This is a genomic window from Fusobacterium perfoetens (assembly GCF_021531595.1).
Classification (GTDB): Bacteria; Fusobacteriota; Fusobacteriia; order Fusobacteriales; family Fusobacteriaceae; genus Fusobacterium_B.
The window spans coordinates 47911-64338 of the sequence record NZ_JADYUD010000003.1 but is presented as its reverse complement, the minus strand read 5'-3'; the positions used below and the strand labels follow the sequence as shown (position 1 = coordinate 64338).

Genomic DNA, 16428 nt, shown 5'->3' with positions numbered 1-16428 from the left:
TTCTAAAATTTTATTTTTATAAATTAAGAAGTGCAACAGCCTCTTTCTTTATATATATAATATTTATGATTGTTTTTTAGATTTCAGAGTTGAGTAAAGAACAGTTCCTAAAATAATAATTCCTCCTAGAATAACTTTAAAATTTGGAATTTCGTGTATAAGAACAGCTGCCAAAATAATTCCGTATAGTGGTTCAAGGCAAGTTATAATACCAGCTGTCTGAGTTTTAACATATTTCATTCCTCCAATAAATAAAGTGTGAGGAAGAGCTGTAAAAATAGTTCCAAGAAGTATAGTAAGCCATATATTTGAAATAGATATAATAGGCTGAGTCATAAAATAACATGGAATTAAAAATAATGCAGCCATGCTTTGTTCATAAAAAGCAATCATAGCTCCACTATAATCTTTTGTAAATTTTCTATTAAGTACAGAAAGAAAAGCATATGTAAATCCAGAAAGTATTCCAAGAAGAGCTCCTATGGTCATTTCATTTCCAAATTCAAATTCTGGAACAACAAAAAATATTCCTACGAATGTAACAATGGCAGTTATAATATCAGAAATCTGTATTTTTTCTTTGAAAAAATATGGTTCAATAAAAGTAACAAAGACAGGAAAAGTTGAAAATGTTAAAAGTCCTATTGCTACAGTTGAAAGCTTTATTGATTCGTAAAATGTTGTCCAATGCACAGCTAGAAGAAATCCTAAAAATAAAAAAGAAAGATAATGTTTTCTGTCTTTTAAGCTGATATTTTTCTTTGTGATTTTCATATAAGCAAAAATTGAAAATGAAGAAGAAATAAGTCTTCCTAAAACTAAAATTGTACTTGGCAGAGTAATAAGTTTTCCAAATACTCCAGTAAGTCCAAAAAGAAGGACAGCAAAATGTATTTGAAGTAAGCTACGGTTTTTATTGTCAAGCATGGTGTTTAATCTCCTTGAAATGATATATTGTTTTTATATACATGATAAGTAGGATTGTATACCAGAAATCTTATTTAGTCAATAAAAAAATCTCCCCTTAAAAAATAACTTAAGAAGAGATTTTTTGCTGTTTTATTTAGTGAAAAGAAGATTATACTAAGTATGGAGAAACAATTTTATTAAATTCGTCCTCTTTTGTACTTATATATTCTCTGAAAGGCATTTCATTTTTATTAAGTTCAATAGCAAGGTTATTTATAAATTCAGGAATCTGTCTCATGATAAGAGTTCCAACTTTTTTTCCAAGTTCAGTTTTTTCTCTGCTGAATATTCCTCCTATATATAAATCAAAGACATCTTCAAGGGCATCTCCTATTTTTCTTTTTCCTCCTGCAAATCCTATTTCATTAATTTGATGTCTGCTACATGAGTTTTGACAACCTGAAATATGAATAGAAGGAAGATATTCATCAGGAGTATTATTTTCTTTAAGGTATGCAAGAATTTCTGAAAGAAGTTTTTGACTTTGTTCTATACCCATTTGACATGTTGGTATACCAATACAACTTACACTTTGTTGAACTTTTGATTTCATTCTTATATCTTTTGTAATATCAAGAAGTTCTTCAGCTTGTTTTTCATTAAGATTTCTTACATACATACTTTCATTCATACTTAATCTTACTTCTTTGATATCATATTTTTCAAGAAAAGCTGTTATATTTTCAAAATCTTTTTTAGGAAGTTGTCCATTTAATGGATGTATAACAACTGTGTACATATTATCTTGTCTTTGATGAATAAGACAAACTGTTTCAGGAAGTTTATGTGAGTAACTTTCTAAAGTTTCAGATAAAACAACAGGAATGTTTACATCAAGATTTCTTTCTGCTTTTACTTGTGCAAGATGTTTTTCATAACATTCAAGGAAAGCATCAGTTCCCATTCTTCTTGGAATATATCTTGTTCTTGCTTTGGCTTTATTTTTATAATCTCCTTCTGCCATGAAAAGTTGTGTCATAGCTTCAACATGGTGAAGTATATCTTTAGGTTCTATAAGGTTATTATAATGAAGAGAGACTCCAGGATTTGCTCCAAGTCCTCCAGCAAGAAAGACTCTGAAATATGGTTTTCCGTCTTTTATAGTAGCCATAAATCCAAGATCATTTAAAGTCGCATTTGAATCATCTTTGTCACTTGAAGAAAATGCAATTTTTAATTTTCTAGGAAGTTTATAAGATGTGATTTGACTCATTAAATATTCTCCAGTTTTAAGAGCAAAATCAGTCACATCAAAATACTCATTTTTTTCTACTCCAGATAAAACAGAAAGAGAAACATTTCTAGGGAAGTTTCCTCCTCCTCCACGAGTATATAATCCATGATCAATAGCTGTTTCCATAATGTCACACACATCATCAATTCCAAGGTTATGAAGTTGTACAGCTTGTCTTGTAGTAAGATGTATGTTTTCTACTTTATATTGTTCTGCAAAAGATGAGATAAGTCTCATATGTTCTTTGGAAATAACACCTGAAGAAGTACGAAGTCTTATCATAAAACTTTGTCCTCCTCTTTGAGCATATACTCCCATTCCTCCAGAAGCTCCTTTGAAATCTCCCACAGAAACTTCTTTGTTAAAAAATCTATGTCCTAATTCACGGAAACTGCTTATTTCAGATTTAAGCATTTCATTATAATTTTCCATATTTGACCTCCTGATATGTCATTTAATTATCATCTTAATTATACAGCATAAATTCTAGAAAAAACAGATTTAAAGATATTATTTTTTTTTATAAAACGATAAAAAAAACTAATTTATAAGTAATTTAAAAAATATAAAAATAAAAATATTTGACAATCAAAATAAAATAGAATATAATAAGTTCAGAAATAAGAAAAATATATAAATTAAAAATAAATATAAGAGATGGAGGAAAATTATGAAAACAGGAATTTTTTATGGAAGTACAACAGGAACAACAGAAAGTATTGCAGAAAAAATAGGTGCTTTACTTGGAGCAGATGTAATGCCAGCTGCTGAAATTGAGAAAGTTGAAGATTATGATTTTGTAATTTTTGCAACATCAACTTGGGGAATGGGAGATCTTCAAGATGATTGGCAGGGAGCTTTAGAGATTCTTGTATCTAAAAATCTTTCAGGAAAAAAAGTAGGTTTTATAGGAGTAGGTGACCAAGCTTCTTTTGGAGATACATTTGTTGATGGAATAGGAATTATTTACAATGAAATAAAAGATAAAGGAATAACTCTTGTAGGAAAGACATCAGTTGATGGATATTCTTTTTCTGATTCAAAAGCAGTAGAAGATGGTGAATTTATAGGTCTTGTAATTGATGAAAATAACCAAAGTGAATTAACAGATGAAAGAATTAAGCTTTGGGTAGAGAAGGTAAGATAAATTATGAGCAGTGAAAAAAGAAATGAATTAAGTGTATTTTTCCATATGCTGTATGAACTTAATAAAGGATTAAGAAATCTTGCCCTTTTAACAACTACTGTGGAAAATAGAGAGCTTATAGAAGACAGGCTTGAAAAATGTGGTTATGAATGTATAATAGAAGAGCTTAAATCTGGATACATCAATATTTTCTTTGGAATAAAAGAGCCTATAGATGTTTTAAAAAAATTTAAGAAGAATTCTCTTAAAGATTTTACTCCTGAGGAAGATTTTATTCTTGGAATTCTTTTAGGATATAATACAAACCAGCAATGTAAAAGATATCTTACAAGAAAAGCTGGATAAATAAAATATTCCATTAATACCTGAATATATAAATTATAAAAAGAGAGGAATTGAAATAAATTTCCCTCTCTTTTTATTTTAGAATTTAATTTTATAAGAAATGAACTCCATGTTTTTCATATGCTTCAACCATTTCTTTAGGCCATATAGATGCTTGAACTTCTCCAATATGAACTTTATCAAGGAAGAAAAGACAAATTCTTGATTGTCCAATTCCTCCTCCAATTGTGTATGGAAGTTTTCCTTCTAATAATGCTTTATGGAAAGGAAATTCTTTTCTTTCTTCAGCATTTGCAAGTTTTAATTGTTTTGCAAGACTTTCTTCACTTACTCTTATTCCCATTGAAGAAAGTTCAACAGATCTGTTTAAAGGAGGATACCAGAATAAAATATCTCCATTTAGTTCCCAGTCATCATAGTCAGGAGCTCTTCCATCATGTTTTTCTCCTGAGTTTAAAGTTTTTCCAATCTGAGAAATAAATACAGCTTTATATTCTTTTGCTATTGCATGTTCTCTTTCTTTTGGAGTAAGATTAGGATATCTGTCTTCAAGTTCCTGAGAAGTAATGAAAGTAATTTCTTCAGGAAGTTTTTTAGAAAGTTGAGGATATTCTCTTAAAATATATTCTTCTGTTTTTTTGAAAGCTCTGAAAATATTTCTTACAATATGTTGTAAAGTTTTAGTAGTTCTTTCTTCTTTTTTTATAATAAGTTCCCAGTCCCATTGGTCAACATAAAGAGAGTGGATATTTGAAAGATCTTCCTCTCTTCTTATAGCATTCATATCTGTATAAAGCCCTGTATGCATAGGGAACTGATATTTGTAAAGAGCCATTCTTTTCCATTTAGCAAGAGAATGGACAATGTGATAATTTCCATCTTCAAGTTTAGTTGTAAAAGATACTGGTTTTTCATAACCACTTAAGTTGTCGTTAAGACCTGAATCTTCTCTTACAAATAACGGAGCAGAAACTCTTGTTAGATTTAATTCATAAGATAGTGCTCTTTCAAAGAAATCCTTTACTTTTTTAATACTTACCTCTGTTTCAAGAAGGCTTAATTTGTTTTCATATCCTTCTGGTACTAATACATCTTCCATAATTCCACCTCTTTATAAATAATTTTTTATATTCTGAAATTAAAAAAGTCATCTGATTTATACCCAGATGACTTCAATTATACTTTGTTATTGGAGAAAGGGCATAAATCATAATTAACATGTCAAAATGGATTTGCCCTCATTTGAATTATATGAGTTCAAACCCCTTTAGATTGCCATTATTATTATTTATGATTGATGCAATAATAACTTTCATTTTTTTTCCTCCAGAATAATTTCATGTTTATAGGTTATAACATTTTAGTTAAAATGTCAAATAAATTTTATTTTTCAGCTAAAAGTTCTTCAATTTTAGGAGCTATTTCCTCAGGAGTAACTGTAGGAGAATATCTTTTTACTACATTTCCGTTTTTATCAACAAGGAATTTTGTAAAATTCCATTTAATTTCTTTTCCCATTATAGCATGTCCTAATTTTTCAAGTTTTTCTTTAAAAGAAGTAGTTTTTTCATTTTTAATTTCTTCCTGAGCTTTTTCTTTTAAAAATGTGTATAAAGGTTCTGCATCTTTTCCATTTACTTTTATTTTACTGAAAGTTTTAAATTTAGTTCCAAATTTAAGCTGACAGAACTGAATTATTTCTTCATTTGTTCCTGGAGCTTGGTTTAAAAATTGGTTACATGGAAAATCTAAAATTTCAAATCCCATGTCTTTATATTTTTCATACAGAGCTTCAAGTCCATCATATTGTGGAGTAAATCCACATCCTGTAGCTGTATTTACAATAAGAAGAACTTTATCTTTATAATCTGACATTAAAACTTCATTTCCTTTTGAATCTTTTACTTTAAAATCGTAGATAGTCATAGTAACACTCCTTTTTGAAATTTATATGTGTAATTTATTATATCATATTTTCAAGAAATACATAAAAAATACTTAAATAAGAAAATTGTTGGGTAGAAAAATTATCGTGTAAATATTTATTCTTAAGAAACTGTTCTATAACAGTTTCTTAAGAATAAAATTTGACAAATTTGAAATAAAATACTATATATTATTATATAGATAGTGGAATAAATTAGTTTACAGTATTCGGATTTAATATTAAAAATATTTTTTCAAGACACAAAAATTAAAGATTAATTTGAAAAAATTTTTTATTAAAAAAGTATTGAAAATTCTAAATTTCTGATAAAATATTTTTTTCCACAACAAAAAAATATTGCTAAAATGTATGACATGGGGTATTCTTATAATAAGATACTGATTAAATGACTTTTAAAAAAAGTCAAGAAACTTGTTTTTTATAGTAGTGAATAACATTCATACTTGTAGGGAATAAAACTTATTAAAGGGGGAATGTATGGAAAACAAAAAAAGTAGCTTCATAGGATTGGTACCATTTATAATTTTTATTTTAGTTTATTTAGGAAGTGGAATGTATTTCCAAGCTAAAGGTGTAGAAATGGCATTCTATCAACTTCCAGCACCAGTTGCGATATTTATTGGAATCATAGCTGCATTTGCACTATTTAAAGGAAGCATAACTCATAAGTTTGATTCTTTCTTAAAAGGATGTGGAGAAGAAAATATTATTATAATGTGTATTATTTATCTTCTTGCAGGTGCTTTTGCTAGCGTTTCAAAATCAATGGGTGGTGTTGATGCAACAGTTAACTTTGGATTAACTTATATTCCAGCTCAATATGTAACTGCAGGTATGTTTATTATAGCTGCCTTCATTGCAACAGCAACAGGAACTTCAGTAGGTGCTGTAGTTGCTTTAGGTCCAATAGCTATTGGTCTTGCAGAAAAAGGTGGAATCAGTATGCCAATAATTCTTGCTGCTCTTATGGGTGGAGCAATGTTTGGTGATAACTTATCAGTTATTTCAGATACAACTATAGCTGCAACAAGAACTCAAGGTGTTGAAATGAGAGACAAATTCAGAGTAAACTTAACATTGGCATTACCAGCAGCAGTTGTTACAGTAATATTATTATTAATATTTGGAAAACCAGAAGTTATACCTGAAGTTCAAGAATATAGCTACAGTATAATTAAAGTATTGCCATATATTCTTGTACTTGGATTATCTCTTGCTGGAATGAATGTTTTCGTTGTATTGACATTAGGAATTGCTGTTTCAGGAGTTATAGGATTTGCTTATGGTGAATTTACATTCCTTAAATATGCACAAGGAATATATGCTGGATTTACTGGAATGACAGAAATCTTCTTGTTATCATTATTAACAGGTGGACTTGCAGTAATGGTAAGAGAAGCTGGAGGTATAGACTGGCTTATAGAAAAAATACAAAAAATTATGACAGGTAAGAAAAGTGCTATTTTAGGTGTAGGTCTTTTAGTTGGACTTATAGATATGGCAGTTGCAAATAATACAGTTGCTATTATTATAAGTGGACCTATTGCTAAAAAAATTAGTAATCAATATAAGATAGACCCTAGAAAAACAGCTACAGTTCTTGATGTATTCTCTTGTATAGCTCAAGGTGCTATCCCTTACGGAGCTCAAATGCTTATTCTTTTAGGATTTACTCAAGGTGCAGTAAGCTTCTTAGATGTATTCCCATTATTATGGTATCAAGGAATGCTTCTAATATTATCAATTTTATCTTTCTTTATCCCATTTGCTGATTATTATATTAATAAAAATCCTTGGGACTGGAGCAAAGAAGAACTTGATCTTGATTAAAATAAGCTAATAAAAAATTGTATATTATATAAAAAGAGAGTATAAATTACTCTCTTTTTTCTTATATTTTCATTTTAATATTTTCATAAAAATAAAACTCTCCAGTAAAGCTAATTACAAAGAGAGTTTTTTATTCTAATAATATTTAAGCTTAATTTTTATTTAAAATATTTACTGCTTCATTTAGAATATCAAGAGCCAACTCTTTTTTACTCTTTTCACCAGTAGAAATTTGAGTTGTATCTTTTCTGATGATAGTTGCAGCATTATTACTGCTTCTCATAACATGAGCATCATTTGCAACAATCATATCTAAGTTTTTCTTTTTTAATTTTCCAAGAGCATTTTCTAAGATATTTTCAGTTTCAGCAGCAAAACCTATTAAAAACTGATGAGTTTTTTTCTGCCCCATATTAAAAAGAATATCTGGATTTCTATCTAATTCAATGATAAGATCTCCTTCTTTCTTTTTAATTTTTTCTTTAGCACATACTTTAGGTTTGTAATCAGCTACAGCTGCGCATGCAATCGCAATATCAACACTATTAAATCTTTCCATAACAGCTTCATACATTTGGATAGCTGTTCTTGTCTGAACAAATTCTTTAAGACCTTTTGGAACAGGAAGATTTGTAGGCCCTGAAACAAGGATAACATTTCCTCCTAATTTTATTGCTTGCTCAGCAAGAGCATATCCCATTTGCCCACTTGAATTATTACTTAAGTATCTTACAGGATCAATAGGTTCTTCTGTTCTTCCAGCTGTTATTAAAATTGTTTTTCCTTCAAGAGTTTTTTCTGTCTCAATAAAAGAGTCTTCTAAAATTTCAACGATATCATCTTCATTTTTAAGACGCCCTTTTGCATTTACATTACAAGCTAAAAATCCTTCATCAGCTTCTATAAAGTGATAGTTTTCATATTTTTTTAATTTTTCTATATTTTCTTTTAATATTGGATTCTCATACATATTAACATTCATAGCAAGAGCAAAGTATTTTGGTTTTGTACATGCTGATATAACAGTAGAAAGCATATCGTCAGCTATTCCATTTGCAACTTTTCCTACAATATTATAAGTTGCAGGAGCAATAAGCATTACATCTGCCCAATCAGCCAAAGAGATATGCTCAACTTCATACCCTCTGTTTATATCCCACATATCTACAACAACTTTATTTCTTGAAAGAGTTTCAAGAGTAAGAGGGGTAATAATTTTTGTTGCATTTTCAGTCATAATAATTTTTACATTATGCCCTTTTTTCTTAAGTTTTGAAATTATATTTGCAGTTTTATATGCAGCAATACCGCCACAGACACCTATTAGAATATTTTTCATTATTATACTCCTAAATTTTATAAGTTCTGAAGTAATCTTCAGTTATTTTTTTTAATTCTTCAACCATCGCCTTTGTAAATCCACCTTTAACAGATAGAGTTTCAAAATTAAAAGATGCCATTTCATCCATAAATTCTATGTTGTTATCTGAAAGATAATTTACAAATTTTCTGCTTTTTTTAAATATTTTTTGTATTCTTTCTCCTCTGCATAATAATATACGGTTATCCCATGACACTTCATTTTTATCACGGAAAGCAATGTATTTTTTCTTTGCAGCAGTATAATTTTTTATTTTTATAAATTCAGGAAGGTTAATTACAGATTCAAGTTCCTGAATAAATACTATGCCTGATTTTGTCAGAAAATCTTTAACAAGATTGAATTTTGCAGCTGAAAAAAATTCATCTATTGGAAGTTTGTATAAAAATTTATCTAAAGAAAATGTTTTTTCTTTTTCAGAATCTTCTTTTTCAAAAGAGTTAATTTTATTAAGAAATTCATCTTTTTCTTTTTTTAATTTATTATTTTCTTCTCTTAATGCCTTAAGATTTTTTTCAAGAAGTTCAACTTGCTTAGGAGGCATATATGTATCTTTTATAACCTGTGTTTCAATTTTAAGCCTTTGTATCTCAACTTCTTTTTCTTTAATTATAACATTTAACTTTTCAATTTCTTTATTAATGTTGCTATCTTTGTCTTTGAATAAACCCTCTAATAATCCCATCAGACAAAACCTCCATTATTGATAAAGTATCTCTCTATTGATTATAATTTATTTTTTATAAAACTTCAATCTGTTTTAAAAATAGAATTCTAAACTCTAAAGGCTGAAAAACTCTTCAAGATATTTTGCAACACCATTGTCTGTATTTTTAGGAGCTCTGTTCTTTATTTTTTCTTTTAAAGAATCAAGTCCATTTTCCATTACAACAGGATGTCCTACTGCTTGAAGCATATCAAAGTCATTTTCTCCATCTCCAAAAGCCATAATATTTTCTAAAGGTATATTTAATTTTTGAGAGATAAGTTTTATTCCTTTTCCTTTACTACAGTCTTTATCAACTATATCAAGACATCTTGGCTGTGAAATGGTAATATCAACTAAATGAGAAAATTGATCTTTCATATCATCACGAAGATGTCTTATTACTTCAGGATCATCTTTAACAATCATCTTTGTCATAAAAGGAAATGTTTCTGCTTCTTTTAGTTTTACAAAATTAAATCCTGTTTCTATTGTAAGAACAGATTCTTTTGTTCCTTCATCTGTGAAAAGATTTTTTTGATAAAAACCATTGTAAGTAACTTTTTTTTCTCTGAAATATTTTATAAGTTTTTCTATAACTTCACTGCTCATTACTCTTTCAAAAATAACTTCTTCATTTTTATTATATATATTAGCTCCATTATTGCAGATAAGATAAATATCATGTCCTATTCTTTCTTTGAAAGCTCTTACAGAACCTATTCCTCTTCCTGTTGCAATAGCAAAGTCTACACCATTTTCTATAAGTTTTCTTATAGCATTTCTTGTCTCATCAGAAATTTGGCTGTTTTGGTTTAGAAGTGTTCCGTCTAAATCTGATACTACTAATTTCATAAACTCCTCCAATTATTCTAAATGTTCTGATACTATTTTAACATTAATTTGATTTTATTAAAACAAAATAAGTAATTAAAAAAATATTTTCCTTTAAAATCAATATGTTATGTAAATACCTTTTCTTATATTTTTTTTGTTCTCTTATTTTTACCTTAATTTTAGGCATTTTTTTTGTTGTAGCAAACAAATAACAAACAAATTTTTTTCTTTTTTTTGTTATGTTATTGTATTAAATCCATAGCTTTTTTTAATTCAGTTTCACTCTTATGAGTGTATACCTTAGCAGTCATTTTGGCATAATCTGTATGTCCTAAAATATTAGCAATGCTTACAGGATTAGCACCTGCATTACTTAATAGAGTGGCTGTTGTATGTCTACAATCATGGATTGTATGGTCATTTATACCTATTTTTTCCAAAACATTTTTAAAAGCCACACGGAATAAGTTATAAAGAACTTTTTTCTTTTTGTGTGTTATTAGATATTCACTATTATTATTTTTCATTCTGTCAGTTATTAATTTTAAAATCTGACTGTTTATTGGTATAGTTCTTATTCCAGCCTCAGTCTTACTTTTTGTAACAAACAATTTTTTATTTTCTAGGTCAATATCATTTATTTTAAGATTTAAAAGTTCATTTATTCTTAAACCTGTATAAATCATTATTAAAATAGTATCTACAAATTCAAATTCAATATTATTCCATAATATGTTTATTTCTTCATTTGTAAAAATTCTTCTTTGTATTTTTGGTTTATGCTTTCTTAGTTCTACAAACTCAATAATATTTTTTTCTACTATGTCATTTTTAACGGCAAACAAATATATCATATTTAGCATTGCTTTTATTTCTTTGATAAATCCAGTAGATAAATTTATATTATTAAAAAAATCTTGTATAATGATTAGCTTTATATCTTTAAAAATGAATTTATTAAAAAATGATAAATGATTGTCATAGATTGAAATTAATATCTTTATTCTTTTTTCAGATACTCTTTTATAATGCTCTTTGCTCCACATTTCATATATGTTTTTAAAGGTCAACTTATCTGTATTAAGTTTGTCAGGATTTTTATAATACTCCGTTAATTTTTCTATTGCTTGTACTTTTGTTTCAAAACTTCCTAAAGTTTTTCTTTTTTGTTTTCCGTCAATGGTATAGCCTACTGTTATAACTGCTATATAAGGTTTTCGCCTTTTTCCTGATAGCTTGTAAACACTTCCAAAACCGTTAGGATTTTTCATTTTTTACCTCACTTTCTAAAAGAAGAGGGATTTTTATTTTGTCCCTCTTCCTGTACTCTCCACTGTTGTTATTCTTTTATATTTAATCGTTCATATAAATAAACCTTGCTTACTCTTCCACTTAGGATATAATATCCTTTTTCTTTTAGTTCATCATTTAAGGCTCTAATAATGTTATATGCTTTAGTAACTGATACATCACAAATTTTACTTACATCTTCGGCTCTTAAAAATATATCTTTACTCATATGTTATCAACTCCCATTTATAAAATAGTTACTGGTTTTTTAATAAATTCAGTTTTTGTTTTTATAGCTTTTCCCACTTCCTGTATATCATTGAAAATCATTTTTAAATCTTTCTTAAACTCAAATATAGAATTTAATAATACAGTGATGTTGGTATCATATTTTACAATAGTGTATTTATCAATTTTGTAATTTTCAGCAGCCCTATTTATCTTTTTTATTAGTTCTTTGTATCCGTTGCAATTTCTAGAAAATACAATTTTTTCATTTCCAATAACATAAAGATTTATATTATTACGGTTTTCTAAGTTTATAAATAATAACATTCTTTTCTCACTTCCTTATTTTGTTTTTTCTCTCTCTACTCTATTTTATAAAATCAATTTTGAGGTCAGAAAGTAAGCCTATACACCTGTTTTTTTATCATCGTTTACTTTTTAGGTATAAAGTATCGGGCTAAACTTTCCAAGTGTCTAAAACCCCACTTTTTTTAATTATTTTTATATTTCTTCAACATAAATATTTTTTAATAAAGTTTGTACCATTGCATCTATTCTGACGGCTTTGTCATATTCCACTAACTTACTTATTAATCTTTCTTTTTCAGCTAAAGGCATTTCTAAGGTATTTATAAAATCACTCATATCTTGTACAAGTTGTAAATACTTTTCACTTCTTACAATTCCTATTGCTGTATTATCTAGGTCAAATTCTATAGAGTTGTTATTTTTATTAAAATGGTCAATGTTTTTTATTTTGATTTTTTTCATTTTGTCATCACTCCTATTTTTTATTTTTTAATAAATCAAATACATTTATTCCTACCTCTTCCATATCTTCAATATTGATATAATAAAGATTTTCCATATTTCCTATGCTTATTGTTTCAATTTCTCCATCTATTGTAGTAACTTCAATTTCTTTTGTATTTTTTTTATAATCTGTTAATACTGTTGTATCTTCCAATTTATTAAAAAGTTCATTATAAATATGTTCTTTGCTTAAGTCATATAAAAATCTTATCTGTTTTTTATTATATAAATCTTTTTCTGTTAAGGCTTTTATATATGGACTTATTGTCTGTCGCACCATTCCTGTGAACTCAACTATATCTTTAATATTAAACCTAGCAAATAAATTATTATATAGTTCTCCATGGAAGAAAGCTATTTTCTTAATGATTAGAAATAATATTAAATGTTTGTTTGTGATTTTAGCCCTAAGTTTTATTTTTTCATTTTCTTCATTTGTTTTTGTTTTACTCCAAGCATTTAAAAAATATAAGTCTGAAATATTAAGATATATTCCTTTTTCTCCATTTCTTAAAAATATATTGTTTTCAGGAATAATAAATCTTTCTGCATTTTTAAAGTTTTCATAATTTATATATCTTCGTGAAATTCCTGTTTTAAATCTTCCTTTTCCGTCTGTAAACCTTTCTGGATTGCATGAAATATATTTTTTTCTTTTTAAATTCTCAAAAATTATTTTTATCATATAAGTATTTAAAGATAAAATTTCTGATAATGTTTCAGCTTTTGCATTATATTCAGTTCTTCCGGAATGAATTTCTTTATTATAAATATCAGACAAAACTAATTTTTCATTGATATTTAAATTCTTTATAGTCCATATTTCAAAAGGTATAAATATACCTTGTTCTTTTTTATCTTCCATATTTTTATACCTCTTTAAAAAAACAAAATGATTGATTGATGAGCCGTCAGGCGAACACTCCAACACCTGAAAGGTGTGTTTATCATCAGTGTTTATATTAGTGTTTATATATTTATATATAGTGTTTATATTATAACGGTAAAATTTAACATCCACATCGGTAAAATTTAACATTTAAATTTTTATATTTATTTATTTTTTCAGCATTTATGATTTTAACCACATCGGTAAAATTTAACACCATATCGGTAAAATTTAACATACCACAAATAAGAATTTTGACATTCCACAAACAAGAATTTTAACATTTTTATAATAAATCCTTTGTTTCCAATGCTTTTTAATTTTAGTACCTACATCCAATGTACATACATTTTGTATAGGTAGTAACATCTGATGTAGGTGGTATCCTTTATAAAATAAGTCTTTACTAGTAAAGTACAGTTTACTGCACTAGTACAGTCTTTTATACTAGTACAGTATTATGTACTACTGATTTATAAATCAATTTCTTTTTGAACTTTTACCAATACACCCAAGATTTTTATATTATTTTTTCTTTTTAGTACCCTTTTCAATTTGTCATCTAATATAAAACAGTCAAACTCTTGGTTATATTCTCCATACAAGTGAATAGCTTTATTTCTTGAGTTTATTTGTAAAAGATAGATATTTTTATTTCTTAATTCTGTTTTATTTTTATCAAATATTAAAAGGTCATCTTTATTAATGGTTTTATAGCTTGTTAGAGCCTTAACATATTTATATGATGTTTGTCTATTTCCCTCTTCTATGGTTTTTTTATACTCTTCTATAACTTCATTAAGATTTTTACCTGTTTGTTTGGCTTTTACTTCAAGCATTAATAAAATACTTCTTGGTAACTGTGTTTTATCTTCCATTTATTTTGTCATCTCCATAAAAATTAATATTTTTTATAAGTTTTATTATAGTATTCTCTAATATCTCACAATTATTTTTTAAAACTTCGGCTGTTCCTATATGATAATAATTTATTTCTTCATCTGTTCCGGGCTTGTTTTGGCTTATCATTCCATTTAATAAAGTTGTTGCTAATGAAGAAATTAAAACGATTTTATTTAATCTTTCGTTAAGGTTATCTTTTAATTTTTCTTTTAATGTCTCCAATTTATCATCGCCGTTTATATTGTTAATGTCATTTTTTAATGCTTCTAACTCTTCAATTAGTGTTTCAAGTTCGTTCTTTAAAATATCAGCCACTCCACAAAATTCAACGGATATTGTGTCATCTTCTTTGAAGTTATAACCCATAACTTTTATAAGGCCATGTATTTTGAAAAAATTAAATCTTAATTCTTTTATTCCTTTGTAATAATCTCTGTTAAATTCAATCATTCCTTTTCTTTGCTCTGATATATTTCTATTTTCCATTTATTTTGTCATCTCCATTGCTTGTTTTACTGTTGTATACCCTAGGGCAATTAAACAATTTATAAAATCTATACAATTTAAATTATTATCTTTTAAAGTTTTAACTTTCATTTTAAATTCTCCTTTCTTGACTATAAAAGGGCTTTATAATATAATAAAAATAAATCTAGGAATATTTAAAATAGCTTTGGTCGGCAAATATTAAATTTTCCTTTTGGTCGTTAGTAGGTTAAACTGCTAACGATTTTTTTATTTTTTTTCTCCCTCTTCTGTATCTTAAAATCAATTTTAATCTTTCTAGCTATATCTATTTTATAGTTTTGATAACTTCGTTTCTTTCTCACGATAAAATACTCAAGTGATAAATTCCTCTTCAAATATTCGTTAAATAGCTTTATATTTTCCCTCTGTTTTCTGCTCCCATTCTGTAACGGTATAGATAACACTCTTTAAATTCACAATTTCTTACATCAGGACTATAAAATCCACTACAATTTAAACATCTTTGTCTAATTGCTTTTGATTTAGTCAGCTTTGGTTTATTTGGATTTTTACCCCTTCTATACTCATATAAACTACAATTAACAGAAATACAATTTTTTACTTCTTCACGGTTACCACCACAACATTCTGTACAATATTTTCTAATTGATATACTGCGATTTAATCTTTTTTTCTCTTCCATGTCTTACACCTCTTTAAATGGTCTTGTACAAGTAATAACCATATTATCAAATTCTTTTTGTTTTAATTCTGCATATGCTTTCTCTAGGGCTTTTATATGGTATGTATTTATAAAGTATCTCCCTTTGACTTTCCCTTTTTTAATGTTGTGTTTGTATATTCTCCCAATAGGAAGATTTAATTTTTTTGAAATTGTAGTCGCTTTTATTCCTAAAACTTTAGGTATATACTCCCAATTATTTAAATGCTTACTTTCTGCAAATTCTGAAACAGTAATACAAGTTTGATTATATCCAATAAAATTATTATTTTTTTCTAGGTTATCAATTCTGTTTTCTATATCATCAAGTCTTTTTTCATATTCAACCATTAATTTTGCTTGTTCCAATAAAAACTCTGATGTACTTAATATCTTTTGTTTAGGTTGTCCATTCTCTAACTCTTCCAATTTGTGTATCACTGCTTTTCTTACAAATCTGCTTTCACGAGTTAATACCTGTTTTCCTTGTGAAATAGTCAGTATATACATTGGTCTAAGTTCTCCCTTTTTATCTTTATAAGTAACGGGCAAAATTTTTTGCTCGTTAATTTCTTCTTCAAATTCATTTCTGATTATTTCTAATAATGTTTTATGTTGTAGTGGTTTTTTGTTTCCCTCTTCTTTTCTAAAAAAATTAATCTGTTCTAGTAATTCAAGGCTTGTTATTGTTTGTTTATTCATAATAGCTTTGGTCATTT

19 protein-coding genes are annotated in these 16428 nt (G+C 27.1%); 3 read left to right on the top strand and 16 right to left on the bottom strand.

The genetic code is table 11. The annotated features are described in order from the left end of the window. Positions 1–63: 63 nt before the first annotated feature. Together I6E17_RS02425 and I6E17_RS02420 are read right to left on the bottom strand one after the other, a co-directional pair. Positions 64–927: a DMT family transporter gene (locus I6E17_RS02425; RefSeq protein ID WP_235235301.1), complete on the bottom strand. Its 864-nt coding sequence runs from the start codon at positions 925–927 to the stop codon at positions 64–66. Between the two features lie 151 nt (positions 928–1078). Continuing rightward, entirely contained in the window at positions 1079–2635 is a 1557-nt protein-coding gene (locus I6E17_RS02420) for a nitrite/sulfite reductase (RefSeq protein WP_235235299.1), read from the bottom strand. Positions 2636–2873: 238 nt separating this feature from the next. Here I6E17_RS02420 and I6E17_RS02415 point away from each other — a divergent pair, with 238 nt between their 5' ends. Continuing rightward, on the top strand, positions 2874–3350 hold the full coding sequence (locus I6E17_RS02415; RefSeq protein WP_235235297.1) for a flavodoxin: 477 nt from the start codon (positions 2874–2876) through the stop codon (positions 3348–3350). Between the two features lie 3 nt (positions 3351–3353). Next, a complete protein-coding gene (locus I6E17_RS02410; protein WP_235235295.1) occupies positions 3354–3695 on the top strand; it encodes a DUF2023 family protein in 342 nt (113 codons plus the stop codon). Between the two features lie 91 nt (positions 3696–3786). Here the strand turns inward: I6E17_RS02410 and asnA are convergent, their stop codons facing one another. Together asnA and I6E17_RS02400 are read right to left on the bottom strand one after the other, a co-directional pair. Further along, positions 3787–4794: an aspartate--ammonia ligase gene (asnA, locus tag I6E17_RS02405; RefSeq protein WP_235235293.1), complete on the bottom strand. Its 1008-nt coding sequence runs from the start codon at positions 4792–4794 to the stop codon at positions 3787–3789. A 284-nt stretch (positions 4795–5078) separates the two neighbouring features. Continuing rightward, positions 5079–5621 (bottom strand): glutathione peroxidase, encoded by a 543-nt coding sequence (locus I6E17_RS02400; protein ID WP_235235291.1) that lies wholly within the window; start codon positions 5619–5621, stop codon positions 5079–5081. A 499-nt stretch (positions 5622–6120) separates the two neighbouring features. Between I6E17_RS02400 and I6E17_RS02395 the strand changes: the two genes are divergently transcribed. Next, positions 6121–7473: a Na+/H+ antiporter NhaC family protein gene (locus tag I6E17_RS02395; protein ID WP_235235289.1), complete on the top strand. Its 1353-nt coding sequence runs from the start codon at positions 6121–6123 to the stop codon at positions 7471–7473. Between the two features lie 151 nt (positions 7474–7624). On the opposite strand, the gene coaBC is transcribed toward I6E17_RS02395, so the two are convergent. From coaBC to I6E17_RS02335, 12 genes are all read right to left on the bottom strand, one after another. After that, on the bottom strand, positions 7625–8812 hold the full coding sequence (gene coaBC / locus I6E17_RS02390) for a bifunctional phosphopantothenoylcysteine decarboxylase/phosphopantothenate--cysteine ligase CoaBC (protein WP_235235287.1): 1188 nt from the start codon (positions 8810–8812) through the stop codon (positions 7625–7627). Between the two features lie 10 nt (positions 8813–8822). Next, positions 8823–9539, bottom strand: coding sequence for a hypothetical protein (locus I6E17_RS02385; protein WP_235235285.1), 717 nt, complete (start codon positions 9537–9539; stop codon positions 8823–8825). Between the two features lie 96 nt (positions 9540–9635). Continuing rightward, positions 9636–10415: a Cof-type HAD-IIB family hydrolase gene (locus tag I6E17_RS02380; protein WP_235235282.1), complete on the bottom strand. Its 780-nt coding sequence runs from the start codon at positions 10413–10415 to the stop codon at positions 9636–9638. 224 nt (positions 10416–10639) lie between these two features. Then, positions 10640–11668, bottom strand: coding sequence for a tyrosine-type recombinase/integrase (locus I6E17_RS02375; RefSeq protein WP_235235280.1), 1029 nt, complete (start codon positions 11666–11668; stop codon positions 10640–10642). 68 nt (positions 11669–11736) lie between these two features. Then, complete coding sequence (locus I6E17_RS02370; protein WP_235235279.1) at positions 11737–11916, bottom strand: hypothetical protein; 180 nt, start codon at positions 11914–11916, stop codon at positions 11737–11739. Between the two features lie 17 nt (positions 11917–11933). Next, positions 11934–12242 (bottom strand): hypothetical protein, encoded by a 309-nt coding sequence (locus I6E17_RS02365; RefSeq protein WP_235235277.1) that lies wholly within the window; start codon positions 12240–12242, stop codon positions 11934–11936. Positions 12243–12416: 174 nt separating this feature from the next. Beyond that, positions 12417–12686 carry a hypothetical protein gene (locus I6E17_RS02360; protein WP_235235276.1) on the bottom strand — a complete coding sequence of 90 codons (270 nt, stop codon included), beginning with the start codon at positions 12684–12686 and terminating at the stop codon, positions 12417–12419. Positions 12687–12699: 13 nt separating this feature from the next. Beyond that, a complete protein-coding gene (locus tag I6E17_RS02355; protein ID WP_235235275.1) occupies positions 12700–13593 on the bottom strand; it encodes a hypothetical protein in 894 nt (297 codons plus the stop codon). A gap of 497 nt (positions 13594–14090) precedes the next feature. Continuing rightward, positions 14091–14495: a hypothetical protein gene (locus I6E17_RS02350; RefSeq protein WP_235235274.1), complete on the bottom strand. Its 405-nt coding sequence runs from the start codon at positions 14493–14495 to the stop codon at positions 14091–14093. Next, entirely contained in the window at positions 14485–15006 is a 522-nt protein-coding gene (locus I6E17_RS02345; RefSeq protein WP_235235273.1) for a hypothetical protein, read from the bottom strand. The genes I6E17_RS02350 and I6E17_RS02345 overlap by 11 nt, the downstream gene beginning before the upstream one ends. A 394-nt stretch (positions 15007–15400) precedes the next feature. Then, positions 15401–15691: a hypothetical protein gene (locus I6E17_RS02340; RefSeq protein ID WP_235235272.1), complete on the bottom strand. Its 291-nt coding sequence runs from the start codon at positions 15689–15691 to the stop codon at positions 15401–15403. A 3-nt stretch (positions 15692–15694) separates the two neighbouring features. After that, the gene (locus I6E17_RS02335; protein WP_235235271.1) at positions 15695–16426 is read right to left on the bottom strand and encodes a Rha family transcriptional regulator; all 732 of its coding nucleotides are present in this window, start codon (positions 16424–16426) and stop codon (positions 15695–15697) included. Between the last annotated feature and the right edge of the window lie 2 nt (positions 16427–16428).

Excerpts from the sequence above, each read along its gene's own strand:
- I6E17_RS02335 (WP_235235271.1), bottom strand. The coding sequence starts at position 16,426 with ATGACCAAAGCTATTATGAATAAACAAACAATAACAAGCCTTGAATTA.
- I6E17_RS02370 (WP_235235279.1), bottom strand. The coding sequence starts at position 11,916 with ATGAGTAAAGATATATTTTTAAGAGCCGAAGATGTAAGTAAAATTTGT.
- I6E17_RS02400 (WP_235235291.1), bottom strand. The coding sequence starts at position 5,621 with ATGACTATCTACGATTTTAAAGTAAAAGATTCAAAAGGAAATGAAGTT.
- coaBC (WP_235235287.1), bottom strand. The coding sequence starts at position 8,812 with ATGAAAAATATTCTAATAGGTGTCTGTGGCGGTATTGCTGCATATAAA.
- I6E17_RS02410 (WP_235235295.1), top strand. The coding sequence starts at position 3,354 with ATGAGCAGTGAAAAAAGAAATGAATTAAGTGTATTTTTCCATATGCTG.
- I6E17_RS02380 (WP_235235282.1), bottom strand. The coding sequence starts at position 10,415 with ATGAAATTAGTAGTATCAGATTTAGACGGAACACTTCTAAACCAAAAC.
- I6E17_RS02375 (WP_235235280.1), bottom strand. The coding sequence starts at position 11,668 with ATGAAAAATCCTAACGGTTTTGGAAGTGTTTACAAGCTATCAGGAAAA.
- I6E17_RS02425 (WP_235235301.1), bottom strand. The coding sequence starts at position 927 with ATGCTTGACAATAAAAACCGTAGCTTACTTCAAATACATTTTGCTGTC.
- I6E17_RS02420 (WP_235235299.1), bottom strand. The coding sequence starts at position 2,635 with ATGGAAAATTATAATGAAATGCTTAAATCTGAAATAAGCAGTTTCCGT.
- I6E17_RS02340 (WP_235235272.1), bottom strand. The coding sequence starts at position 15,691 with ATGGAAGAGAAAAAAAGATTAAATCGCAGTATATCAATTAGAAAATAT.
- I6E17_RS02415 (WP_235235297.1), top strand. The coding sequence starts at position 2,874 with ATGAAAACAGGAATTTTTTATGGAAGTACAACAGGAACAACAGAAAGT.
- asnA (WP_235235293.1), bottom strand. The coding sequence starts at position 4,794 with ATGGAAGATGTATTAGTACCAGAAGGATATGAAAACAAATTAAGCCTT.
- I6E17_RS02365 (WP_235235277.1), bottom strand. The coding sequence starts at position 12,242 with ATGTTATTATTTATAAACTTAGAAAACCGTAATAATATAAATCTTTAT.
- I6E17_RS02395 (WP_235235289.1), top strand. The coding sequence starts at position 6,121 with ATGGAAAACAAAAAAAGTAGCTTCATAGGATTGGTACCATTTATAATT.
- I6E17_RS02350 (WP_235235274.1), bottom strand. The coding sequence starts at position 14,495 with ATGGAAGATAAAACACAGTTACCAAGAAGTATTTTATTAATGCTTGAA.
- I6E17_RS02360 (WP_235235276.1), bottom strand. The coding sequence starts at position 12,686 with ATGAAAAAAATCAAAATAAAAAACATTGACCATTTTAATAAAAATAAC.
- I6E17_RS02355 (WP_235235275.1), bottom strand. The coding sequence starts at position 13,593 with ATGGAAGATAAAAAAGAACAAGGTATATTTATACCTTTTGAAATATGG.
- I6E17_RS02345 (WP_235235273.1), bottom strand. The coding sequence starts at position 15,006 with ATGGAAAATAGAAATATATCAGAGCAAAGAAAAGGAATGATTGAATTT.
- I6E17_RS02385 (WP_235235285.1), bottom strand. The coding sequence starts at position 9,539 with ATGGGATTATTAGAGGGTTTATTCAAAGACAAAGATAGCAACATTAAT.